Raw genomic sequence first — 23658 nt, 5'->3', positions numbered from 1 at the left:
TTCTTGGTGGTCTGCTTTTTGGTCCCCCCGGCGGGGGGCCGCCCCCCCCGTGGGGCGGCCCCCCCCGCCCCCCCCCCCCCCGGCGGGGGGGGGGGGGGGGCCCCCCCCCCCGCCCCCCCCCCACCCCGACCCGTCCCCCCGTTCCCCAAGCGCGTCCCGAACGCTCAGGTCCACCAGACCAGTTCGCCATCACCGCCCAGGGCCGTGAAGCACGTCAGCAACAATCGCGCGGCGGGCTGGGCGTGTTCGCTGCCCACCACCGCATGCGCGAGGTTGCCGTCGATCACGCACAGATCGCCGCCGCCGACCGGCAGCGTCAGGTGGGCGTGGCCGGCCAACAACTCCGGCGGATACGGAAAGCCGCTGTACGTCAAGCCCAGGGCCGCCCGTGACGCGTCGTCCGGTTCGACGTTCCACAACCGCAACGCGCCGGTCCCCTGCGGAACCTGCGGGTAGACGTTGACGGCCATCACCCGGGACAACCGCTGGATCTCGAAACCCGCCTGGAGCGGGTCGCGAAGCTGGGCGACATCGTCGTGCGGCATGAGTTGGTACGCGCCGGTCTGGTTCCAGCACACCGCCTTCGAGTCGCCCGCCGCCTGGTCGCCGTGCACCGCCGGGCGGGCCCCGGTCACCACGCCCTCGTCGACCAGCGCGTCGCGCAGGGCCGCCACCGGATCGAAGGCCCCCTCGTACAGGGCCGCGACCGCATCCGCCGACTTCGCCACCTCGGACAGGTATTCCGCGGTGGTCTTCTCGATGTGCGAGGCCCCGACGAAGTACCCTTCGACGCCGTCCTGTCCCGCCCCGTAGCGCGGGGTACGCCGCTCCGAGGCCCAGAAGTTGGCGGTGATGCGCGCACACTCCTGCGGGGTGAGGAACCCGGTCACCCGATGGGCGGCCAACTCGCCGTGCAGCACGTCGCGCACGGCGGACAGGTCCACCACGCGCGCCGTCTCGTGGACACGAAATCCCGTCGCGGGCAACGCCCGCCCGGTGATCACGACGCACTCCCGAATTCGGTCACGGAGCCACCGGACGCACCCGCCGCACCCGATGCGCCGGAAGCACCGGCCGCCCTGCCCGCCGCCTCCCGATGCAGCAACGGCCGCCCCCGATCGAGGAATCCGAGCATCGCCGGAACCGGGCTGATTATTCGCGGCCCGGCGGCCAACCTGGCCCAGTTGCGCTCGCGCACCTGCGGCATCTTCGACCAGTGCATGCCCGGGCTCAGATGGTGTTCCTGATGGAAGCCGTCGTTGAAGGTGAGCAGGTTGTACAACCGCCCGTAGTGGCTCACCGAGTCGGCCGCCCGCGAGCCCGGGTCGGCTCCGTAATGCCGGTAGTAGTTCTGCACGTTCACCATGGTCAGGGCCACGAAGAAGGCCGGCAGGTAGCTCAACAGCAGCCACTGCCAGGAGATCACCGCAAGCAGCGCGGGGGTGAGCACGTGCGCCGCCCGATCCGCCCGGATCAGCCGCAGTTCGCTGCGCCGCCGACTCTCCCGGCGCGAGGCCAGCGCGTGCAGCGTGCTCTCGCCCGGACCGACCCGCCACAGTCGGACCACGTACGACACTTCGCGGGCACGGTCGAGCAACGACTCCAGTGCCCCGCCGAGCGCGTAGCGCAGCAGCGGGGCGTGCTCGCCGTCCTTGCCCCCTCGGTAGGTCGAGGTGGTGTCGCGGGTGGTCCCGTCCACGCCCGGCGCGTCGTTGTTGAACCGATGGTGGTTGCGCACGTGGGTGAGTCGGTACGCCTGCACGGACTGGCCGATGTTGGCCGAATTGAGCACCGACACGGCCGCGTTCAGTCGATCGGAGGTGAACCAGGGCACGTGCGCGAACAGATGGGAGACCACGATGATGTTGTAGGCCGTCATCACCGCGAGCGCGGCGGTCCCGCCCGCCTGCGCCGGGATCGAGGCGTCGTCCCAGCGCACCGCCAGCCAGACGGTGGTGGCGAACTGGGCCACGCTCAGGCCCAGGAGAAGCGCGTCCTTCGGGGTGTTCCGCCAGATCCGCGTCACCGTGACCTCACAGGTAGGATTCGAGCGTGCCGCGCCGGCGCACATCGAGCGTGGCGCAATGGAACGAGCCGCCGAAGCTGTTGAAGTTGCGGAAGTCGCACGGGATGGGCGTGAAGCCGAACCTGCGCATCGCGTCGATCATCGGCTCGTCCTGGCGCTCCACGACGACGCGGTTCTCGTCCAGCATCAAGATGTTCATGTTGAGCCACTTGCTGGTCATGTAGAGCGGATGCCCGTCGGGGATGACCGGCTGCGGGGCGGCCATTACATCCCACCCCTTGAACAGCTTCGGCACCTCGGGGACCCGGTCCGGGTGGATCAGCAGCTTCCCGGGGGCCATCGGCACCAACGTGGCGTCGATGTGCATCGGATGCGAATCCTCGAACTCGAAGACGTGGATCCGGTATTCGTCGCCCAGGTGGCGACGCAGCCACTCGATGCCGAAGGTGTTGGTGACATTGCTGGTCTGGGCGATGATGTCCCGCCCGCAGCGGGTGAAGTCGGCGGCATCGAAGGTCGGTTCGAACTCGGTGACCACCAGTCGGGTCGGGCCGTCCTCGCCGGGATCAGTCCAATCCTGGTCGTATTGCTCGTCCTTGAGTTCCGGTTTGGGTGCCGCGCTCCATCGGGCCCCGGCGTGGAAGTACTCCTTCAGGAGCGGCCGGTAGGCCAGCGTCTCGAAGTAGCGCGACCGCCAGGCCATCGGGCATTCGATGATCTCGTCGCCGACCACCAACAGCGCGTCGCGGGGCATCGCCGCGTACATGCCGGTGCTGGTCCAGTCCAGGGTGCGGTACTCCTGCTGCTGGGGGATGGGTTCCGGGCGGCGCACGGTCACCCCCTCGGCTTCGAGGAGATGGACGAACCCCTCCAACTCCCGGCGGGCGGCCTCGACCTGCTCGGCCGGGAAGGGGCGGCCGGCCCGGTTTCTGAAGGTCGCGTGTTGGTCGGCGGGCAGGACCGGTGGCAGGGACATATGCCAGGTGGGGAAGCCGGCGCCGTCGACGATGCCGACGATCACCTCTTCCAGTGGATCCCACTCCGTGTAGGAGCCGACGGGATACCCCGAACCGGGGTTACCGGTAAGGGTCTTCGATTGCGGTGGGGCGGTCGGTGTGGTGACTGCGTCCAGATGGTCGAGACTCATGGTCCACTCCTCGTCGGGTGGCTCGGCCGGCCGGGCCGCACTCGTCGCACAGAGTGCATGGCCTGTAACAGATGGAACGCCATGGTCACCCTTGGAGACAACCCCATCACGTTAAGTTTGTTCGGCTGGGGTGCGTCGTGGGGACTTCCCTGTGCTTATACGACGGCTCGTTCCTTCGGGTGTCGTTCCCGGGTGGCGAGTAGGCGACGTGGACATTTCACGCTGTCATGTGATCGCAGGATCGCTCGAAACTCGTCATGTCCACACAGGAAAGCAGGAGTATGAGCAGATTCCGGTTCGCGAACGGCGCGTCCGTCATCGCGTTGACGGCCTCGGGGTTGCTTCTCGTCGCGAGCGGCACGGCCCGGGCGGAAAGCAACTACGACCAAATCACCATGCTCAAGCAGGAGAAGACCCAGTGGTGCTGGGTGGCCTCCGGACTCACCATCGCCAAGTTCCAGGGCTACGGCACCACCCAGGCGGACTTCTGCACCCGCGCCGCCGCGAAGAACAGCGGTCTGAGCTGCGACAACCAGCCCGCCACGCTCCAGGACATGGCGAACGCCTGGTCGGGCCTGGGCATGAAGCAGACCGGTACCGGCCTCTCCAGGGCGGCGACGTTCAACGAGGTGAGCACCGACGTCAAGGCCGCCCGGCCGATCGGCGCCCGCATCGGCTGGAGATCCGGCGGTGGCCACATGAATGTCGTCTACGGCTACGACACCTCGAACAACACCATCGGCGTGGGCGATCCGTGGAAGGACACCCAGACCTACACGTGGTGGAACTACAACGACTATGTGAACAACAGCTCGTTTGTGTGGACCCACTCCAGGACCGGCATCTCCCAGTAGAAGGAGGCGACATGCGAGACCCAGACACGTCCATCACCCGCAAGAGGAATCGTTCCGTCCGACTGTCCGCCGTCCTGGCACTGAGCGCGTCGGCACTGCTGACCGCCGTCGGTCCGGCCGGCGCCGCGGACATCCCCGACCCGCAGGCCGCGCTGGACCTGGTGAAGTCCGCCGAGGTGCACAACGCCGTCTGTCGCTTCCTCTCCGTACCGCTGCCCCAGGGCGACTCCCGGACGCCGGTGAACATTCCGGACAATCCCGAACCGTGCCGGGACCTGCCGCTGTTCACCGTGAAGGACCCGCTGGCGGTCAACGAGATCACGCCGGACTTCGTGGCCGGCACGGCCCTGCCGATCCCCGGCCAGGCCATCGCGCTCAGCCACCTCGTGGCCTCGCTGGACGCCCCCGTCAACGGCCGCAATGCCACCGTCATGCTCGCCCCGACCCAGGGCGGCGGCTGGCACCTGGCGGCCGTTCGGGACGGCGATGTCGACAGCACGTACGCCGGCAAGGCCGAGGCGGGCACCGCGGTGTTCACCGAGCCGCAACTGCACGCCTGGTACCGGCTCAAGGCCACCACCGTCGAGGCGCTCGACGACCAGGCCATGGAGGGTCTGGGCGGCCGGTCCACGGCCTCGCTCGGCGACTACCAGAAGCTGGTCAAGGCTCGCTACGCGGACAAGCTGCCCGGGTCGGACTACGACACCAAGGGCATGTCCAGCGGCTTCGCCACCACCGACCCGGCGGACGACTCGTCGTCCGCCACCGCACTGGTGGTCGGCGGTTCGAGCGCGGCACTCGTACTCGCGGGCGGCGCCGCCTTCCTGCTCCGCCGGCGGCGCGGGCACACCGGCTGAACCCCGCCCTTCGCCCCGGCCCCCGCCGACACAGGGGGGACCGGGGCGAAGCGAGGGGCCGGCGTCTACCCGTGCGGGAAACTCGTCTTCGCCGGACGGACCAGGTCCTCCGCGTAGTTCGCGATCAGGTCCAGGTTGCGATCCGCCAAGTGGTCGAAGACCTGGGGGATGTTCGAACCCGGGGTCAACGATGCCAGCGCCCGCTCCGGGTCCAGCCGGGCCGAGACCCACCCCTCGTGCGAGGAACCGCGCGCTATGACCTCCGCGCCCGGCGTGACGATCATCGAATTGCCGAAGTACAACACGCCGGCCGGGTCGCTGCCGGTGGCGTTGGCGCCGATCACGTAGACGTGGTTGTCGTACGCCCTGGCCCGGCAGGTCAGTTCCCACAGGTCGGCGGAGCGCAGCAGCGCCGACGGGCGGCAGATGATCTCGGCGCCGTGCACGGCCTGGATCCGGCTCAACTCCGGGTAGTCGCCGTCGAAGCAGATGATCATGCCGATCCGACCGAGGTCGGTCTCCACCACGCTGACGTACTCACCCGGCGTCACCCACCCACCGCGCGACCGCAGTTCGGGCCCGAACGGGTGGGTCTTGCGGTAGACGCCGAGCACCCGGCCGTCCGGCCCGGCCAGCACGGACGAGTTGTACACCACGCCCCGGTCGTCGCCGCGCTCGTAGGTGCCCCACACCAGGTGCACGCCCAACTCCCGGGCCCGCTCCTGGAACGGCTCGGTGAGCGCGCCGGGGACGTCGTCGACCAGGTCCCACAGCTCCTCGGCGCTCAGCGCCGGGGTGAAACCGGTGGTCACGCTTTCCGGCAGCACCACCAACTCGGCGCCGGTGGACTCGACGCAGCGGGTCACCCAGTCCAGCGCGTGGGCGATGTTCGCCTCGACCACCGCCGCCGTGAGGGGTCCGGGTCGGGGGACGACCTGGACGGCCGCCGCCGTGAAGGCACGCATGGTTGCTCCTTTCCGTGCAGGCGAGGACGGATCAGCGCCGACGGGCGATCACGCCGCCGACGATCGCACCGAGCAGGGCCACCGCGGCGCCGAACAGGGCGCCCTTGGCGAAGTCGTCGCCGAGCGAGGCGGTCGGCGCCGCGAACGTCCCGGCCGGCAGAGCCGGCGCGGCCGCGACGCCATCGGCCGTCGCCACCACGGGAGTTCCGTTGACCGCCGCGGGCACCGGGGTGAGCGGCGTCTGCCCGGTCAGGATCTTGTCGACCGACTTGAAGAACTCACCCGCCGTCTTCTTGGCGACACCGGTGAGCATGCGCTGCCCGACTCCGCCGATGACGCCGCCCACCACGGCCTCGGCGTCGTACTCCAGCCGGGTGCGCCCGCCGTCGATGTCCGCGAGGGTGACCTTGACCTCCGCGCTGACCGTGCCCGGGCCGCCGGAGCCGGACGCCTTGAGCATGAACGAGCCCGGCGGCACCTGGTCGGTGAGCTGCACGTTGCCCAGGTAGGTGCCCTTGATCGAGGCGACGCCCATCGTCACCGTCATCCGGTACGCGTCCGGACCGGTCTCCTCCAGCTTCTCGCAGCCGGGGATGGTGCGGGTCAGTACCGCCGGGTCGTTCAGCGCGGCCCAGACCTTGTCGGCCGGCGCGTTCAGGATGGCGTTTCCTTGGACCTTCATGCTGGGTCGTGCTCCTTAACGGTGGGCGCTGCGCGGGGCGGGCTCGTGGTCGGCGCCGCGGCGCAGGGCCGGGATCTCGCCGGCGGCGAACCGCTTGCGCAGGTGGAAGAGTTCGGACGGCTGGATCGGCATCCGCACGATCGGGAAGCCCTCGGCGTCCTCGATCGCGGAGGCGAACACGGCTGCCGCGGGAATCACCCCCGCCTCGCCCGCGCCCTTGATGCCGAGCGGGTTGAGCGGGGAGGGAGTCTCCAGGTGGTCGATCTCGATCTTGGGCACCTCGCTGGCGTACGGCATCAGGAAGTCCATGAACGAGGCGTTGACCAACTGGCCGTGCTCGTCGTACTCCATGCGCTCGTACAGTGCGCCGCCGACGCCCTGGGCGACGCCGCCGTGCACCTGGCCCTCGACGATCATCGGGTTGATCAGGTGTCCGCAGTCGTGCACGACGCAGTAGCGCAGGACGCGGATCTCGGCGGTGTCCGGATCGGTCTCCACGATCACCGCGTGCATGCCGTTGGCGAAGGTCGCGGTCGGCGGCGAGTAGTAGTCGCGGCCCTCCAGGCCGGGTTCGTCGTCCTCGGCCACCGGCGGCTTGGTCAGGTCGGCGGTGCCGGTGAGCTGGGTGGCCGCCTGGGACGCCTCGTCGAAGGCGTAGCGCAGCGGGTTGGACAACACCGCGACCGTGCCGAGCGCGACGGACGAACCGGGGCTGCCCTTGACCCGCACGTGCCCGTCGACGATCTCCAGGTCGCGCGGATCCGCCTCCAGCGCCTCGCCCGCGATCCGCAGCGCCTTGGCCTTGACGTTGCGCGCCGCCAGCGCGATGGCGTTGCCGCTCATCACCGCCGCCCGCGAGGCGAACGTGCCAACCGCGTAGGGGAATCGGCGAGTGTCGCCGGTGGTTACCGTGACGTCCTCGATCGGCACGCCCAACTCGTCCGCGACGATCTGCGCGAACACCGTCTGGTGCCCCTGGCCCTGGCTGGTCAGCCCGGTGGCCACGTTGACCTTGCCGGTGGTCTCGACCTGGACGTGGCCGCCCTCGTACGGGCCCACCCCGGTGCCCTCGACGTAGCACGCCACGCCGATCCCGACCCGACGACCCTCGGCCCGCGCCTGCGCCCGGTACGCCTCGAACTCGTCCCAGCCGACCAGCTTCTTGAGCGCGTCCAGCGACGCCGGGAAGTCGCCCGAGTCGTAGATCAGCGGCCGGCCGTCCTGGAACAACAGCCCGTGGTCGTACGGCATTTCGTCCGGCTGGATGAAGTTGACCGCGCGCACCTGGGTGCGGTCCTTGCCCAGGTGGTCGGCGATCGCGTCCATCGCCCGCTCCATCGCGAACACGCCCTGTGGGCGGCCGGCGCCGCGATACGGCGTCACTATCACCGTGTTGGTGTAGAGGCTGCGGAAGTCCACCCGGTAGGCGCCGGGCTTGTACGGGCCGAGCAACTGGGTGGAGGTGATGATCGGGACGATGATCCCGTACGGCGTGTAGGCGCCGTTGTCGTGCAGGATCTCCACGTCCAGGCCCAGCAGTCGGCCGTCGTCGTCGAACCCGACCCGTACCGTCTGGAGTTGGCCGCGTTCGTGGGCGGCGGAGATGAAGTGTTCGCGGCGGTCCTCGGTCCACTTGACCTCGTGGTCGAGCAGCCGGGCCGCCCACGGGATCAGGATCTCCTCGGGCCAGGGGTGCACGATCTTGACGCCGAAGCCGCCGCCGACGTCGGGGGTGACGCACTCGACGCGGTCCAGCGGCAGGTCCAACTTGGCGGCCACGGCGGCGCGTACGCCGGTGGAGGTCTGGGTGGAGGTGTACACCCGCAGGCTCGCGTCGGCCGCGTCCCAGCGGGCGTAAACGCCCCGGCCCTCCATCGGCATGCACGCGCTGCGCTCGATGTCGAGCTTGAGCTCCAGCCGGTTCGGCGCGGCGGCGATCGCGGCGGGCGCGTCGCCGACCTCCTGGACGAAGTGCGCGGCGCAGTTGCCCGGCACGTCGTCGTGCACCAGGCGCTCGGCGCGGTGGGCGTTCTCGATGCCCACCACCGGCGGCAGCGGTTCGTACTCGACGGTGATCCGCTCGCAGGCGTCCTCGGCCAGGTAGCGGTCCCGGGCGACGACCATCACCACGGCCTCGCCGACGTGGTTGACGAACTCCTTGGCCAGCGGGTAGGCGGTACGGCCGTGGGTGAGCGAGGGGTGCGGGATGAGCAGCGGCAGCGGCTCGGCGACCCGGCCGGACAGGTCCTCGTAGGTGTAGATCGCGATCAGGCCGTCGACGTCGAGCGCGCCGGTGACGTCGATCCCGGTGACCCTGGCCCGGGCGTGCGGACTGCGCACGAAGGCGGCCTCGTAGGCGCCCTGGCCCAGGTCGTCGAGGTAGCGGCCGTTGCCGACCAGCAGCCTCAGGTCCTCGGTGCGCTGTACGGGTGCGCCGAACATCTTGGTGGTCATCGGGCGTCCCCCTCGGCCTGCTCGGCCTGCGCGGCCCGGCGTTCGTCGGTGATCTCGGCGGCGCGCAGTACCGACTTCACGATGTTCTGGTACCCGGTACAGCGGCACAGGTTGCCGGAGACGGCCTCGCGGGCCTCCTCCTCGGTGGGTGCCGGGTTCTCCTCCAGGAAGGCGGAGACGACGGTGAGGAAGCCGGGGGTGCAGAAGCCGCACTGGAGGCCGTGGCACTCGCGGAACGCCTGCTGCACGGGGTGCATGGTGCCGTCGGCGTCGGCCAGTCCCTCGACCGTGGTGATCTCGTGGCCCTGGGCGCTGACCGCGAACATCAGGCAGCCGCGCATCGGCTTGCCGTCCACCCGGATCGTGCACGCGCCGCACACCCCGTGCTCGCAGCCCACGTGGGTGCCGGTCAGCCCCAGGTCGTGGCGCAGGCAGTCGGAGAGCAGCCGGCGCGGGGTGACGGTGGCGGTGCGCAGGACGCCGTTCACGTTCAGCCGGATGTCGAGGCGTTGCTCGGTGGGGATCTGCGTCTCGGTCATCAGGCGCTCCGCTCGTCGGTGCCGGTGCTGCTCGGTGCGGTGGGGTTCGGGTCGACCAGGGCCGCGCGTTCGGTGGCGGTGCGCAGGGCGCGGGCGGTGAGTACGCCGGCCAACTGCATGCGGTACTCGGCGGTGGCGTGGATGTCCGGCTCGGGCTCCAGGCTGCCGGCGGCCAGCTTCGCCGCGTCCTCCCAGACCGCGGTGTCCGCGGTGCGGCCGATCAGCGCGTCGGTCAGGTCGAGCACGAGCGGGACGGGCGAGAGCGAGAGGTAGGCGGCGCGGGCCGAGACGATCCGCAGGTCGTCGTCGACGGTGACCGCCGCCGCGACGCCGCACATCGCGTAGTCGCCGTGTCGGCGGGCGATCTCGGTGAACTCGGTGCCGGTGCGGCCGGGCAGGTGCGGGAAGTGCGCGGCCACGGCCAACTCGCCGGCTTCGATGCACGATTCCAGCGGTCCGAGGAAGAAGTCCTCGGCGGCGACCGTGCGGGTGGCACCCTTGCGGGCCAGGGTCATCGAGCCGCCGAGCAGGGCCAGCACCGCGGTCATCTCGCCGGAGGGGTCGGCGTGCGCGAGGCTGCCCACGGTGGTGCCGCGGTTGCGGATCACCGGGTGGGCGACCAGGCGCAGACCCTGGCGCAGCAGGGGGACGACCGCGTGTGCGGCCTCGTCCGCCTCGACCTCGGCGTGCCGGGCGAGCGCGCCCACCGCGACGCCGCCGGGGTCGGTGCGGACGTAGGAGAGTTCGGCGAGCCCGTTGATGTCCACCAGGTGGGCCGGGGCCGCGAGTCTCATGTTGAGCATCGGAATCAGACTCTGGCCGCCGGCGAGGACCTTCCCGTCGTGGCCGACCGCGTCGAGGGCGTCGAGGGCCTCGGCGAGATCGGTCGGTGCGTGATATCGGAATGCCGGCGGCTTCACGGTGTCGTCTCCTCCTGGTGTTCGCGTGCGGTGGTGCGCGTCGGGTGGGTCGGCGTCAGCTCGACGTCGGCGGCGCCTTCTTCGGCGGAGCGGCGGCGGTGGAGCCGGTCAACGGCTGCGCCGTAGGCCGGTGTTCCTCGACGGTGCCCAGGGACAGCGCGGTGCCGCCCTCCAGTTCGACGTCGGCCGGGGCCTTGGGGTCGCGCATGTGTGCGGGGGCCAGGGCGTGCAGGGCGTGGTAGATCACCAGCGTGACTATGGTGCCCAGCGCGATGCCCTCGATGGTGAAGTCGTCGTTGAACTTGATCGCGACGCCGCCGATGCCGATCACCACGCCGGCCGCGACCGGGACCAGGTTGATCGGGTTGGCGAAGTCGACCTTGTTCTCGATCCAGATCTTCGCGCCGAGCAGGCCGATCATGCCGTAGAGCACGACGGTGATCCCGCCGAGCACGCCGCCGGGGGTGGCCGCGATCAGGGCGCCGAACTTGGGACACAGGCCGAACAGCACGGCGACGACGGCGGCCACGTAATAGGCGGCTGTGGAGTAGACCCGGGTGGCCGCCATGACGCCGATGTTCTCGGCGTAGGTGGTGGTGGGCGAGCCGCCCACCGCGCTGGCCATCACGGTGCCCAGGCCGTCCGCGGTGATCGCCTTGCCCAGGCTGCCGTCCAGGTCGGCGCCGGTCATCTCGGAGACCGCCTTGACGTGACCGGCGTTCTCCGCGATCAGCGCGATCACGGCGGGCAGTGCGACCAGGATCGCCGAGGTCTTGAAGTCCGGGGCGTGCGTGGAGGGCAGCCCGAACCAGTCGGCGGAGGTGACGCCGGAGAAGTCGACCCGGTCGTGCGCGAATGCCTTGCCGTCGTGCTGACCGGGCTGGACCGAGGTGATCTGGCCGAAGACCTTGTCGAACAACCACGACAGGGCGTAGCCGAAGACCAGGCCGAGGAAGATCGCGATGCGGGACCAGAAGCCGCGCAGCAGCACGGTCATCGCGATCACGGCGGTCATCGTCAGCAGGGCGATCCACTGGTCCTGCGGCCAGTAGACATCGGCCACCACCGGCGCCAGATTGAAGCCGATCAGCAACACCACGGCGCCGGTGACCACCGGCGGCAGGGCCTTGTTGACGAGTTCGGCGCCGAGCAGGTGGATCAGCACACCGGCGAGCGCGAGTACGGCGCCGGCGACCAGGATCGCTCCGGTCACCGTGGCGCTGGAGCCGCCGGCGGCGCGGATGGTGGCGACCGCGCCGACGAACGCGGCGCTGGTGCCGAGGTAGCTGGGGATCTTGCCCTGCACGATGAGCAGGAAGACCACCGTGGCCAGACCCGACATCATGATGGCCAGGTTCGGGTCCAGACCCATGACCACCGGGAATACGAATGTCGCGCCGAACATCGCGACGATGTGTTGTGCTCCCAGACCGATGGTCCGACCCCACGAGAGCCGTTCGTCGGGGCGTACGACCTCACCCGGAGGTGGGGTGCTGCCGTCCCCGTAGAGCTTCCATCCCAAGCCGAGTGCCATGTTCAGCCGCCTTCCAGGCGTAGGGGGGTGCGAGGGCGATTCGTTGTCGCACGACCCGGCACGGTGAGCGCGATCCGGTGGAGTCCGCCGTTCTCGCCACGAGGTTGGGGGAAGGTTATGGACGGGTCGGACACTGCGGCTTGGGTGATAGGTGACAGATCCGGCCCGGCGGTGTTGTGGAATTCACCCAAGGTTTGTTGCCTTCGTGTGTCGGCGTATGGATGAACAACCAAGGGTCTCTCCGTACGTGCGCGTTACGCTACAGCCCGCGCATGCGGCGGACCTGGAGCGCCAGCATGATGTTGAGCCGCAGATGCGAATCGGTGGTGAACGCGCCGAGCAGCCGTTCCAGTTTCCCGATCCGGTAGCGCAGCGTGTTGTAGTGGAAGTGCAGGATCCGGGCCGTCTCGGCGACGTTGAGGTTGGTGTCCAGCAGCACCTCCAGGGTGGTGCGCAGGTCGGTGGTCTCCTCGTCCTCGCGACTCGCGAGTTCCCCGAGCGTCTCCCGCATGAAACTGGTCAGTTCGGCGGAGTCGGGGACCAGGCTGAGCAGCCGGTACACACCCAGGCTGTCGAAGTCGGCGATGCCGCCCGGGCCGTGCATCTGCCGGCCGACCTTGGCCGCGCGGCGGGCCTGTTCGTAGGCTTCGGGCAGCAGCGCCGGGTCGGTGACCACGCGGCTGACGCCGGTGGAGAACGAGCGGCGTCCGCCACCGCCGTCGCCGGAGACCTGGGCGACCATGTGTCGGACCAGTTCGCCGGGCGGGGTGCGCTCGGAGGCGCCCATCACCACCACGACCTCCTGGCTGTAGCCGACCACGGCCGCGCGCGGATCGCGTTCGCGCACCACGATGCCCCACGCGGTGGCGAAGCGTTCGTGTGCGGGCCGCAGGTCGTCGCTCTCCGGGTCGGGGCCCTCGCCGGGTTCGAGCTGCGCGACCACCACGGTCAGCGGGCGGTCGATCGCCCAGCCGAGCGAGGCGCAGTGCCGGACGGTGTGCGCCGGATCGCCGGCCCGGCCGGCCAGCAGGTCGCGCATGAAGTCGCCCTGGTACTTGCTCTCCACGGCGGCGACCGCGAGTTCCTTGGTGATCACCAGCGCCGCGGTGGCGGCGGCGCGTTCCAACACCTGGATGTCGCTCTCGTCGAGCGTGCGGCCGGCGGAGATCAGCACCACCCGGCCGTGGTCCAGGGCGCCGGCCAGGATCGGCACCAACGCCACCTTGGCGGCGGGCTCCTCCAGGGCCCGCGCGCCGTGCTTGAAGCGCTCGACCCGGAACCGGCCGGTGGCGTCGAACACGCCGCGCCCGGACGCCCTGGCCTCGACGCCCTCCGAGGCCGAGGAGGCGAGCAGCCGGCCGTCGGGCGTGGTGACCATGACGGTGCCGCCGAGCAGCCGGCTGAGTTCGCCGGTGATCGCCTCCAGACCGCCGCCCGCGAGCACCACGCTGACCAGCGCGCGGTGCGCCTCCTCGGAGCGGGCCAACACCGCGGCCTGCCGATTGAGGATGTCGGTGAGCACCTGGTTGAGGATGTCGTCGAAGGCGACGTCGTCGGCCAGCCGGATGATCGGCAGGCCCACCCGATCGGCGGCCGCCAGCATGTCGGCGGGCAACTCGTCCAGGTAGCGGCCCAGCTTGATGCCCACCGCGGCCAGCCGGCGCGACTCCAGCTCGGTGACCAGGTCGCACAACGACTGCGGGGTCTCGCGCAGCGGGTAGCCGGTGGTCAGCAGGAGTTCGTGCGGCTTGGTCCAGGGCAGGATGTCCGGGACCTCCATCACGTTGAGCCGCTGGACGACGCGGTCCAAGCCGCGCTCTCCCGCCATCAGTCGGGCGCCGGACAGGCTGGAGAGGCTCAGCACGTCGCGGACCGACACGCCGCGAACGAGCGTGCCGGTACTCGCGGTTCGCACGCCGCCGGGGCCTTCCCCAGGGCTTGGCAAATTACGCGAATTAAGTGCGCCAAGGTTGGCAACTTGCTCCATTCGAGGACCATAGCCATTGGATTACGTTCACAACAGACATAGAGCGGTCCGATTCAAGTCGTTTCGGGAAAGCAGTCACCTCGTCGCTCACCCGACCCGGGGGCCTCGACCACACCGCGTTCACCACCGGCACGCACGGCTTCGTTCCGTATCGCATCGGCTCCGCACCGCCTCGAATCCGCTCTCGAATCCGCTTCGATCTCGCACCGCACCGCACCGACCGCGCACCGCTTCGCATCCGTACCGCTCGCATCCGCACCGTTCCCGGGAGGCACCATCGTGGTAGGCCCGGGAGAGCACGACGAGCCGGTGGCGAGGTCGGTGCCGGGTTCGGCCTCGGTACGCCTGCGTGCCGTGCTGGAGCGGCCGAGCCGGCCCGCCCGGGTGCTCGGCGTCTTCCCGGCCGCGATCTACCTGGCCGACCCGGACGGCACCGTCCTGACCCTGTGTACGCACGACGCGGTCCGGCTGCCCAACGCCGTCGTGCTCACCGCCCGCACCGCCGCGTCGCCCTTCCCCGGGCCGGCCGGCCGCATCGACGCCCGGATCGGCGACGGTCGGGTGGGCCTGGGCGCGCTGGAGGTGACGGCGGTCCGCTGGTGGACCCCGCCGCGCCCGCCCGCACCGGGCGACGCCGACGCCCGCCGGGCCGGCCGCGCCGCGCTGCGTGGCGCACTGGCGCCGGTCCGCACCGGGCTGTCCGGGCAGGCCCGCGCCGACCTGGCCGAGCTGGGCCGGTACGCGGCGACCGACCCCGAGCGGGCCGGCACCGCCGCGCTGCGCCTGATCGGCCTGGGCCCGGGGCTGACCCCCAGCGGCGACGACGCGCTGTGCGGCTTCCTGCTCGCCCGACGCCTGCTCGACCCCGAACCCGGTGGCGATCGGCCACCCGACACCCTCGGCGCCCGGATCGCGGCACACGCCCCCGGCCGCACCACCGACCTGTCCGCCGCCCTGCTCGGCCACGCCGCCGGCGGCGACGGCTGCGCGCAACTGGTCGACCTGATCGGCGCGGTCGGCCGCGGCACCGACGTACTCCCGCGCCTGCGCCACCTGCTGGCGGTGGGCCACACCTCCGGCGCCGACCTCGCCCACGGCGTGCTGGCCGGGGCCGAGGCGGCCGACGCAGGCGCCGTACCAACCGTGGCCGAAGCCCCGTACGGGCCCGGCGACGGAACCGAACTCCCGTACCCCGAAGGAAGGAGCGCCCGTGAGCAGCGCGCTTGAGCTGCGCCGCGGAACATACCGAGACTCGGTCAGCCTGATGCAGGTGAGCCGATCGGTAGCCGCGGTGGACGGGGTGACCAAGGCGCTCGTCGCGATGGCCACCGAACTCAACGTCGGCCTGTTGGCGGGCATGGGCTTCGAGACCCCCGACGGCGCCGGACCCAACGACCTGATCGTGGCGATCCGGGCGGACGACGAGGACACGCTGCGGCGCGCCCGCGAGGTGCTGGAGGAAGCCCTCGTGTTGTCCACCGGCGGCGGCACCGGGATCGGCTCCGCCGCCGGCGTGCCGCCGCGCACGATCCGCACCGCCGCGAACGCCACGCCCGGTGCGAGCCTGGCCCTGGTCTCGGTGCCCGGCCCGCACGCGTTCGCCGAGGCGATGGACGCCCTCGAAGCCGGCCTGGACGTGCTGATCTTCAGCGACAACGTGCCGGTCGAGCAGGAGATCCGGCTCAAGGACGCCGGCCGTGAACGCGGCCTGCTGGTGATGGGCCCCGACTGCGGCACCGCCATGGTGGGCGGCGTCGGGCTGGGCTTCGCCAACTCGGTGCGCCCCGGCCCGATCGGCCTGGTGGCCGCCTCCGGCACCGGATCGCAGGAACTGATGTGCCTGCTGCACGCGGCCGGCAGCGGCGTCAGCCACTGTCTGGGCGTGGGCGGCCGCGACCTGAGCGAGGCGGTCGGCGCGCGCTCGACACTCCAGGCGCTGGCGATGCTGGACGCCGACCCGGCCACCGAGCTGATCGTGGTGGTCTCCAAGCCGCCCGCCGACTCGGTCGCGGCCGAGGTCGAGCGCTACGCCGCGACGCTGAGCACGCCGGTGCAGTTGGCCTTCCTCGGACAGGGCCGGGACGACCTCACGGCCGCCGCGACCAAGGCGCTGGCCGCGATCGGACACCCCGGTGTGCAGGACCGGGTCTGGCGGCCCGACGCGACCCGTGCCACCCGCACCGGCGCGCTGCGCGGGCTGTTCTGCGGCGGCACGCTGTGCGACGAGGCGATGATCATCGCCGCCGACCGGCTCGGGCCGATCGCGTCCAACATCCCGCTGCGCGCCGACTGGGCGCTGCCCGCGGACCTGCGCGCCGCCGGGCACCTGATGATCGACTTCGGCGACGACGGCCTGACCGCGGGCCGCCCGCACCCGATGATCGACCCGAGCCTGCGCCTGGAGCGGCTCGCCGAGGAACTGGCCGACCCGGCCTGCGCCGTACTGCTCCTGGACGTCGTGCTCGGCCACGGCGCGCACGCGGACCCGGCCGCCGACCTGGCCGAGGTGCTGCGCGCGGCCGGGCCGAACGCGCCCACCGTGCTGATCTCGCTGTGCGGCACCGACCTGGACCCGCAGGACCTGGAATCCCAGGCCCGGACGCTGACCGCCGCCGGCGCCGAGGTCCACCTGTCCAATGCCGAGGCCGCCCGGCGCGCCGTGGCGATCGTAGAAGGGCTCGACGCGTGAGTGCTCCCAACCCCAACGGCGGCTCGCTGCTGACCCGGGACCCCTCGGTGGTCACGGTCGGCGCCGAACTGCTCGCCGACGCGCTGGCCGCCCAGGCCGTCCCGGTCACCGCCGTCGACTGGCGTCCGCCGCTGCCCGGCACCGCCGACGCGCTGGCCACCGTGCTGGCCGACGCGCGCCGCGAGGCGGCCAACCGGGTCGCCATCGAGCGGGTGCTGGCGTCCACGCCGCATCTGGTGGACGTCAAGCCCGCGAGCGAGGCACTGGGTCTGCGGGCCGGGCAGTTCCGGCACGCCGGGCCGCCGATCGACTGGGCGCGGGCGTCCGGGCCGATGAAGGGCGCGCTGATCGGCGCGGTGCTCTTCGAGGGCCTGGCCGACTCGCCCGAGGCGGCGGAGAAGTTCCTCGCCGAGGGGCACGCCGAACTGGACTCGTGCCATCACCACCACGCGGTGGGCCCGATGGCGGGTGTGGTCAGCCCGTCGATGTGGATGTTCGAGCTGGAGGACACCACGCACGGCACACGCGCGTGGTGCTCGCTGAACGAGGGCCTGGGCAAGGTGCTGCGCTACGGCGCGTACGGGCCCGAGGTGATCGACCGGCTGCGCTGGATGTCGGCGGTGCTGGGCCCGCTGCTGCGCACCGCGGTGCGCGCGGGCGAACCGATCGACATCCGGGCGATCATCGCGCAGATGTTGCAGATGGGCGACGAGGGCCACAACCGCAACCGCGCGGGCACCCTGATGCTGCTGCGCGAACTGCTGCCGAACATGATCGACAGCGGCGCGCCGACCTCGGACATCGCCGAGGCGGCCCGCTTCGTCGGCGGCAACGACCACTTCTTCCTGAACCTGGACATGCCCGCCTGCAAGCTGGCCATGGACGCGGGCCGCGACGTGCCCGGCTCCTCGCTCGTGGTGGCCATGGCCCGCAACGGCACCGACTTCGGCATCCAGGTCTCCGGCACCGGCGACCGCTGGTACACCGGCCCCGCCGAGGTCCCGGACGGCCTCTACCTGGGCGCCTACGGCCCGGACGACGCCAACCCGGACATCGGCGACTCGGCGATCACCGAGACCGCGGGCATCGGCGGCTTCGCGATGGCCGCGGCGCCGGCGATCGTGCGGTTCATCGGCGGCGAGGTGGACGACGCGCTCGCGGCCACCCGCCGGATGTACGAGATCACCCTCGCGGAGAACCCGGCCTACCAGATCCCGGTGCTGGACTTCCGCGGCACGCCGACCGGAATCGACGTGACCAAGGTGGTCCGCACCGGCATCCTCCCGCAGATCAACACCGGCATCGCCGGCAAGGTCGCGGGCACCGGCCAGGTCGGCGCGGGCCTGGTCACCCCGCCGGCGGACTGCTTCGTCGCGGCGATCCGGGCGCTGGCCGAGGCCGCCCCGCCGCTCGGCTGATCCGGACACAACCGCAGGGAGCCCGCCGCGCGATTCGCGCGGCGGGCTCCTTCGTGTGCGGTGCTCGGCTTCGGGGGCGCTCCAACGGTGCTCCACCGCGTGGCCCGGCCCGCGATGCTCCGCCGGGTGGAGGTCAGCGGTGGATACTGCCGTCGGTGAGCGACAGCGGGCGCGCGGAGCCGCCGTGCCGGGCCTGGATGATCTCGGCGAGCACCGCGATCGCGGTCTCCTGCGGGGTGCGCGCGCCCAGATCCAGACCGATCGGCGAGTGCAGCAGCGCCAGCTCGGCCTCGGTCACGCCCGCCTCGTGCAGCCGGACCAGCCGGTCGGCGTGCGCACGCCGGCTGCCCATCGCGCCGACATAGGCGAGCGGCAGCCGCAACGCCCGGACCAGGACCGGCACGTCGAACTTGGGATCGTGGGTGAGCACGCACACCGCCGTACGCCCGTCCACCCGGGTGCCCGCCAGGTAGCGGTCCGGCCAGTCCACCACCAGCTCGTCGACGTCCGGAAAACGCTCCGCCGTCGCGAACACCGGCCGCGCGTCGCACACGGTCACCCGGAACCCGGCCAACGCACCCATCCGGGCCATCGCCACCGCGTAGTCGTTGGAACCGAACACCAACAGCCGAGGGCGCGGCACGTACGAGCGCACGAAGACGATCTCGTCCTGCCGCACGCCCAGCGCCTCGACCGGCACCAGCGCGTCGCCGTCGGGGTGCGCCAGCGTGGTGCGATCCGCCGCGAGCAGCTCGCGCAGCGCCACCGTGATCGCACGGCTCGCCTGGCCGTCGGCCTCCCGCTCCGGCCCGACCACCACCCGGGCGCCGAGCCGATCCGGGTCGGGCGTCGCGACCACGGTGGCGACCGCGAGCGGGCGACCCTCGCGCAGCGCGGCGATCAGCTCGGGAAACTCCGGATAGCGCGCCGGGTCGACCGGCTCGACGTAGACCTCCAGCGTGCCGCCACAGGTCAGCCCCACCATCAACGCGTCGTCGTCGCTGATCCCATAGGCGGCGGTGCGCGGCCGGCCCTCCCCGATCACCTCCAGCGCCAACTCGTACACCGCGCCCTCGACACACCCGCCGGACACGCTGCCGAGCGCCACGCCGTCGGCGGACACCGCCATCACCGCACCCGCGTCCCGCGGGGCACTGCGCAGCGTGGACACCACCGTGGCCAGCGCGAAGGTGCGCCCGTCGCGGTACCACGCCTCCAGGTGGTCGAGCAGTTCACGCATCGTCGTTCACCCGGTCCGTCGTTCGTCGACCAGCAGTGCACACAATTCCTCCAGCGCGGCCAGGCTGTGCCCGGCGACAAAGTCGTCAACGTACGGCAGCGCCGCCGCCATACCGGCCGCAAGGGGTTGATACCCCTCCCGGGCCCGATGCGGATTCACCCAGATCACCCGATGGGCGAGCCGATGCAGGCGGGCCATGCCCACCGCGAGCCGATCCGGCTCGCCGCGTTCCCATCCGTCGGAGGCGATCACCACCACCGCGCCCCGGGCCACGCCCCGCCGACCCCAGTCGGCCAGGAAGGCGTGCAACTGGTCGCCGAGCCGGGTCCCGCCGCTGAAATCGGGCACCGCGGCGGACGCGGCGGCCAACGCCCGATCCGGGTCGGTGTGGCCCAGCTCCCGGCTGATCCGGGTCAGCCGGGTCCCGATGGTGAACACCTCGGTACCGCGACGCCGGCGCGCCGCGGCGTGGCCGAAGCGCAGCAGCGCGTCCGCGTACGGCGCCATCGAGCCGCTGACGTCCAGCAGCAGCACCAGCCGGCGCGGGCGCACCACCCGCTCGGCATACCGCAGTCGGTCGATCTCGCCGGTCCGCAGCGCCGCCCGCACGGTGCGGGCCCGGTCGATCCGGCCGTGTCGGGCCGGCCGCCGACGCCGGGTGCGGCGCATCGGGGCGGCCGGGCGCAGCAGCGCGAGCAGTCGGCGCAGCTCGGCGCGCGCGGCCGGATCGAGCAGGGCGATGTCGCGCCGGCGCAGGACCTCGGTGCGGTCGGCGGCGGCGACCCGCGGTTCGGCACCGTGCTCGTCCCGCTCCGGCGGGGCCTGCTCGGAGCCGGGCAGGCCGACGGCCCGCTCGACGTCGACGCCCGGCCGCCGACGCCCCGCCGGCGGTTGTTCGCAGCCGAAGTACGCGGTGAACGCGGCGTCGTAGCGGGCCAGTTCCTCCCGCGCGGAACACAACGTGAGCCGACCCGCCCAGTACGTACCCGAGCGCCCGTCGGCGCCCAACTCGGCGGCGGCGGTCAGGAACGCCTGCACCCGCCCCGGATCGGCCCCCACGCCGGCCGCCCGCACGGTGCGGGCGAAGGCGACCAGGGTGGCGACCCCGTCGCGGCGCACCGGTGCGGCGAGGGCGGCGCGCACCGTGGTGGCGTCCGGCACCCCACGCGCGGCCATCTCAGCCGCCTGCCGCGAGCAGCCGATCCAGCCCGTGCGCCCGTACGCTCGCCAGGTCCTCGCGATGCTTGAGCACCGCGCCGAGCGTGCGGGCCGCCGCGTCCGGATCCAGGTCGCGCACGCCCAGTACGAGCAGCGCGCAGGCCCAGTCCAGGGTCTCGGACACACCGGGCGGCTTGACCAGGTCGGCCGCGCGCAGTCGGCCCACGGCGCGCACCACGTCCTCGGCCAACCGGGTGCTCACCTCGGGCAGCCTGCGGCGCACGATCGCCACCTCGTGCGCGTGGTCCGGGTGATCGAGCCAGTGGTAGAGGCAGCGCCGTTTGAGCGCGTCGTGCAGTTCGCGGGTGCGATTGGAGGTCAACACCACCAGCGGCGGCACCTTCGCCGCGATCCGGCCCAGTTCGGGCACGGTCACCGCGAAGTCGGACAGCACCTCCAGCAGGAACGCGTCGAACTCGTCGTCGGCCCGATCCACCTCGTCCACGAGCAGCACCGCCGGTGCCGCCTCGATCGCCCGCAACACCGGCCGGGCGATCAGGTAGCGCCGGTCGTACAGGCCGGCCTCCAGGGCCGCCGCATCGGTCTCGCCCGCCGCGCCGGCCGCCCGCAGATGCAACATCTGGCGCGGAAAGTCCCAGTCGTACAGCGCCTGCGACGCGTCCAGACCCTCGTAGCACTGGAGCCGGAACAGCGGTAGGCGAAACGCGTCCGCCAGGGCCCGGGCCAGCGCGGTCTTGCCCACTCCCGGCTCGCCCTCGACCAGCAGCGGCCGGCCCATCCGCAGCGCGAGCCAGGCGGCGGTGCCGATGCCGTCCCCGGCCAGGTAGTCCACGCCGTCCAGCCGGGCGACCACCGCCTCGGGCCCGTCGACGTCCTCGCCGTCCCACCACGCCTCAGCCACGGCACACCCCTCGACGCGCATCCTGCCCGGCCCGTCGGGACGGGCGACCGGTGTTCAGTGGATATCGCTGTTCAGTACATGCTGTGCAGGCCGCGCACACGACGGCAACATCTGCCAAAGCAGGACGCGATCCCTGCACATCCGTGCCGGCGCGGGGCCACCGGATCCGCACCACTCGCGCACCGTGCGGCGATCTCCACCCAGCGTGGTAGGCACTTGTCGACCGTGGGTTCGACGACCGATCCGCGATCGCGGGCTACGCTGCGCCGAATGCGGGCGCGAACGCTGTGGAGCAGGCACGCCGTCACCCCTCCGCCGATCGTGGTGGACGCGATCCTGGCGTTGTCCTACATCGTGGTGAGTCTGCTGCTGGCCCACGAGGATCCCACCGGGGACTGGCGCAGGACCGACATGTTCGGCTTCGTGCTGATCGTGGTGATCAACCTGCCGCTGATCGTGCGCCGGCGCGCCCCGGTCGCGGTGCTCTCGGTGATGCTCGCGCTCCAGATCTGGTACATCGCGCTGGGTTACTGGCCGGTGGTCAATTCGCTGGGCACGCTGATGGCGACCTACACGGTCGCCGCGCACCGCCCGATCCGGAACCTGCTCTGGTGCGTGCCGGCGGTGGGTGCGACCTGGTTGTACGCCGGGCTGGCCGCGGACGGCGGTTCGATGGCCACCGTCGTCGCCCAGGTCCTGGTCGTGCCGCCGGGGATCTGCTGGTTCGGCGTCGCGGCCCGGCGGCTGAACGAACGCAACGCGCAGTACGCGGCGTTGACGCGGCGACTGGCGCGCGAGCAGGAGGCCCGGGCCCGGCGTGCGGTCACCGACGAACGGGTGCGCATCGCCCGCGAGTTGCACGACGTGGTGGCCCACCACGTATCGGTGATCTCGGTGCAGGCGGGGCTGGCGGAGTACGTGCTGAGGTCCGATCCGCCCACCGCCGAGGCGGCGTTGCGCACAATCGGCGAGACCACGCGCGAGACGCTGGACGAGATGCGCCGGATGTTGATGTTGCTGCGCGCGGACGACGAGGACATGTTCGACCCGGACGAGGCGCCGCCGGACGCCGCACGCGGGCGGACCGCCGACGATCGGCTGGATCCGGCGCCGGGGCTGGCCCGATTGCACGAGGTGGTGCGCCGGATCCGGGCGGCGGGGGTCGACGTGCGGCGCGAAACGGTGGGCGTCGAGCGCCCGTTGTCGCCGGGGATCGAGTTGTGCGCGTACCGGATCGTCCAGGAGGCGCTGACCAACGTGCTCAAGCACGCGCGAACCGCGAAGGTGGACCTTTTGGTCGACTATCGACCGCATCATCTGCGGATCACCGTGACCGACGACGGCGGCGGGCGGCCGATGGTCGCACCGCAGGGTTGCGAAGCGGGCACAATCGGTGGGGTGGCGGCGCACGGGTTGATCGGCATGTCCGAGCGGGCCAAGCTCTACGGCGGGACGCTCGTTGCGGGACGGCGGCCCGATGGGGGGTTCGAGGTCGACCTCGTCCTGCCGATCCCGGCCGAGGCCGCCGGGAGCGCCGGGGACGGCTAGGCCGCCGTGTACCGACGGGACGGAAGGAACGACGGGGTGACCAAGGTATTGGTGGTCGACGACCAGGTCCTGATCCGGGCGGGACTGGCCGCGTTGTTACGCGCGGCCCCGGGGATCGAGGTGGTGGGGGAGGCATCCGACGGGGCCGAGGCGGTCGACCTGGCCGCGAAGTTGCATCCCGAACTGATTCTGATGGACATCCGGATGCCCGGGATGAGCGGCGTGGTCGCCACCGAACGCATCCTGGCCGCCGCCGAGGGCACGCCGCCTCGGATCGTGGTGCTGACCACGTTCGATCTGGACGAATACGTCTATGCCGCGTTGCGGGCCGGGGCGTCCGGGTTCCTGCTCAAGGAGATCGGCCCGCAGCGGTTGCTGGCCGCGATCGACGCGGTGATGGCCGGCGACATGTTGTTCGCGCCCAGTGTCACCCGGCGGCTGATCGAGACCTACGTCTCGTGCGCCGCCGCGGCCGGCGGCGGCGCGGTGCCGCCCGACCTGGAGGCTTTGACCGGGCGGGAGTTGGAGGTGCTGCGCCTGGTCGGCCGGGGCATGGCCAACAACGAGATCGCCGGCACCCTGGTGGTCACCGAGTCGACCGTCAAGACGCACTTCAACCGTGCGCTGGCCAAACTGAACCTGTCCAGCCGGGCCCAGGCGGTGGTGTTGGCCTACGAGACCGGCCTGGTCACGCCCGGCGGCCGGCGCTGATCGAGCA

General features: G+C 71.7%; 20 protein-coding genes. 7 read left to right on the top strand and 13 right to left on the bottom strand.

Features of this window, described 5'->3' with window-relative positions:
* Positions 1 to 164: 164 nt before the first annotated feature.
* From ACH4U8_RS41260 to ACH4U8_RS41250, 3 genes are read right to left on the bottom strand one after another with little or no spacing between them, the layout of a single operon-like run.
* A complete protein-coding gene (locus tag ACH4U8_RS41260) occupies positions 165 to 1004 on the bottom strand; it encodes a hypothetical protein (protein ID WP_395783365.1) in 840 nt (279 codons plus the stop codon).
* Positions 1001 to 2026: a fatty acid desaturase family protein gene (locus ACH4U8_RS41255; RefSeq protein WP_395783363.1), complete on the bottom strand. Its 1026-nt coding sequence runs from the start codon at positions 2024 to 2026 to the stop codon at positions 1001 to 1003. The genes ACH4U8_RS41260 and ACH4U8_RS41255 overlap by 4 nt, the downstream gene beginning before the upstream one ends.
* Before the next feature lie 7 nt (positions 2027 to 2033).
* Positions 2034 to 3173 carry an amidinotransferase gene (locus tag ACH4U8_RS41250; RefSeq protein WP_395783361.1) on the bottom strand — a complete coding sequence of 380 codons (1140 nt, stop codon included), beginning with the start codon at positions 3171 to 3173 and terminating at the stop codon, positions 2034 to 2036.
* A 281-nt stretch (positions 3174 to 3454) separates the two neighbouring features.
* Here ACH4U8_RS41250 and ACH4U8_RS41245 point away from each other — a divergent pair, with 281 nt between their 5' ends.
* A complete protein-coding gene (locus tag ACH4U8_RS41245; protein WP_395783359.1) occupies positions 3455 to 4027 on the top strand; it encodes a papain-like cysteine protease family protein in 573 nt (190 codons plus the stop codon).
* A gap of 11 nt (positions 4028 to 4038) precedes the next feature.
* A complete protein-coding gene (locus ACH4U8_RS41240; RefSeq protein WP_395783357.1) occupies positions 4039 to 4884 on the top strand; it encodes a hypothetical protein in 846 nt (281 codons plus the stop codon).
* Positions 4885 to 4949: 65 nt separating this feature from the next.
* On the opposite strand, the gene ACH4U8_RS41235 is transcribed toward ACH4U8_RS41240, so the two are convergent.
* The 7 genes from ACH4U8_RS41235 to ACH4U8_RS41205 form a co-directional block, all read right to left on the bottom strand.
* A complete protein-coding gene (locus tag ACH4U8_RS41235) occupies positions 4950 to 5849 on the bottom strand; it encodes a carbon-nitrogen hydrolase family protein (protein WP_395783355.1) in 900 nt (299 codons plus the stop codon).
* Between the two features lie 31 nt (positions 5850 to 5880).
* Positions 5881 to 6531: a carbon monoxide dehydrogenase subunit G gene (locus ACH4U8_RS41230; RefSeq protein WP_360321763.1), complete on the bottom strand. Its 651-nt coding sequence runs from the start codon at positions 6529 to 6531 to the stop codon at positions 5881 to 5883.
* Between the two features lie 15 nt (positions 6532 to 6546).
* Complete coding sequence (gene cutA / locus ACH4U8_RS41225; protein ID WP_379990840.1) at positions 6547 to 8985, bottom strand: aerobic carbon-monoxide dehydrogenase large subunit; 2439 nt, start codon at positions 8983 to 8985, stop codon at positions 6547 to 6549.
* Positions 8982 to 9524 (bottom strand): (2Fe-2S)-binding protein, encoded by a 543-nt coding sequence (locus tag ACH4U8_RS41220; protein WP_360321757.1) that lies wholly within the window; start codon positions 9522 to 9524, stop codon positions 8982 to 8984. Before ACH4U8_RS41220 ends, cutA begins: the two co-directional genes overlap by 4 nt.
* Positions 9524 to 10444, bottom strand: a complete 921-nt coding sequence (locus tag ACH4U8_RS41215) for a xanthine dehydrogenase family protein subunit M (RefSeq protein ID WP_360321754.1) — start codon at positions 10442 to 10444, stop codon at positions 9524 to 9526. The genes ACH4U8_RS41220 and ACH4U8_RS41215 overlap by 1 nt, the downstream gene beginning before the upstream one ends.
* Before the next feature lie 55 nt (positions 10445 to 10499).
* Entirely contained in the window at positions 10500 to 11978 is a 1479-nt protein-coding gene (locus ACH4U8_RS41210) for a uracil-xanthine permease family protein (RefSeq protein ID WP_395783353.1), read from the bottom strand.
* Positions 11979 to 12237: 259 nt separating this feature from the next.
* Positions 12238 to 13893 (bottom strand): PucR family transcriptional regulator, encoded by a 1656-nt coding sequence (locus tag ACH4U8_RS41205; RefSeq protein WP_395783351.1) that lies wholly within the window; start codon positions 13891 to 13893, stop codon positions 12238 to 12240.
* 351 nt (positions 13894 to 14244) lie between these two features.
* On the opposite strand from ACH4U8_RS41205, the gene ACH4U8_RS41200 reads away from it, so the two are divergent.
* From ACH4U8_RS41200 to ACH4U8_RS41190, 3 genes are read left to right on the top strand one after another with little or no spacing between them, the layout of a single operon-like run.
* The gene (locus ACH4U8_RS41200) at positions 14245 to 15192 is read left to right on the top strand and encodes a DUF2877 domain-containing protein (protein ID WP_395783349.1); all 948 of its coding nucleotides are present in this window, start codon (positions 14245 to 14247) and stop codon (positions 15190 to 15192) included.
* Complete coding sequence (locus ACH4U8_RS41195; protein WP_395783347.1) at positions 15176 to 16654, top strand: FdrA family protein; 1479 nt, start codon at positions 15176 to 15178, stop codon at positions 16652 to 16654. The genes ACH4U8_RS41200 and ACH4U8_RS41195 overlap by 17 nt, the downstream gene beginning before the upstream one ends.
* Entirely contained in the window at positions 16651 to 18072 is a 1422-nt protein-coding gene (locus ACH4U8_RS41190; protein WP_395783345.1) for a DUF1116 domain-containing protein, read from the top strand. Before ACH4U8_RS41195 ends, ACH4U8_RS41190 begins: the two co-directional genes overlap by 4 nt.
* A gap of 133 nt (positions 18073 to 18205) precedes the next feature.
* Here ACH4U8_RS41190 and ACH4U8_RS41185 read toward each other — a convergent pair whose 3' ends face one another.
* Genes ACH4U8_RS41185 through ACH4U8_RS41175 form a run of 3 tightly spaced genes read right to left on the bottom strand, consistent with a single transcriptional unit; the run spans position 18206 to position 21392 of the window.
* Positions 18206 to 19312 (bottom strand): XdhC family protein, encoded by a 1107-nt coding sequence (locus ACH4U8_RS41185; protein ID WP_395783343.1) that lies wholly within the window; start codon positions 19310 to 19312, stop codon positions 18206 to 18208.
* Positions 19313 to 19318: 6 nt separating this feature from the next.
* Entirely contained in the window at positions 19319 to 20488 is a 1170-nt protein-coding gene (locus ACH4U8_RS41180; RefSeq protein WP_395783341.1) for a VWA domain-containing protein, read from the bottom strand.
* Between the two features lies 1 nt (position 20489).
* Complete coding sequence (locus ACH4U8_RS41175) at positions 20490 to 21392, bottom strand: MoxR family ATPase (RefSeq protein ID WP_360321730.1); 903 nt, start codon at positions 21390 to 21392, stop codon at positions 20490 to 20492.
* A gap of 270 nt (positions 21393 to 21662) precedes the next feature.
* Here ACH4U8_RS41175 and ACH4U8_RS41170 point away from each other — a divergent pair, with 270 nt between their 5' ends.
* Both ACH4U8_RS41170 and ACH4U8_RS41165 read left to right on the top strand, forming a co-directional pair.
* Positions 21663 to 22940, top strand: coding sequence for a sensor histidine kinase (locus ACH4U8_RS41170; RefSeq protein ID WP_360321727.1), 1278 nt, complete (start codon positions 21663 to 21665; stop codon positions 22938 to 22940).
* Between the two features lie 36 nt (positions 22941 to 22976).
* Positions 22977 to 23651 (top strand): response regulator, encoded by a 675-nt coding sequence (locus ACH4U8_RS41165; protein WP_395783339.1) that lies wholly within the window; start codon positions 22977 to 22979, stop codon positions 23649 to 23651.
* The last annotated feature ends 7 nt before the right edge of the window (positions 23652 to 23658 follow it).

This window comes from Embleya sp. NPDC020886 (genome assembly GCF_044333915.1).
Taxonomy (GTDB): Bacteria; Actinomycetota; Actinomycetes; order Streptomycetales; family Streptomycetaceae; genus Embleya.
Note: the sequence above shows the minus strand (reverse complement) of the source record. Positions and strands in the feature narration are given on the sequence as shown.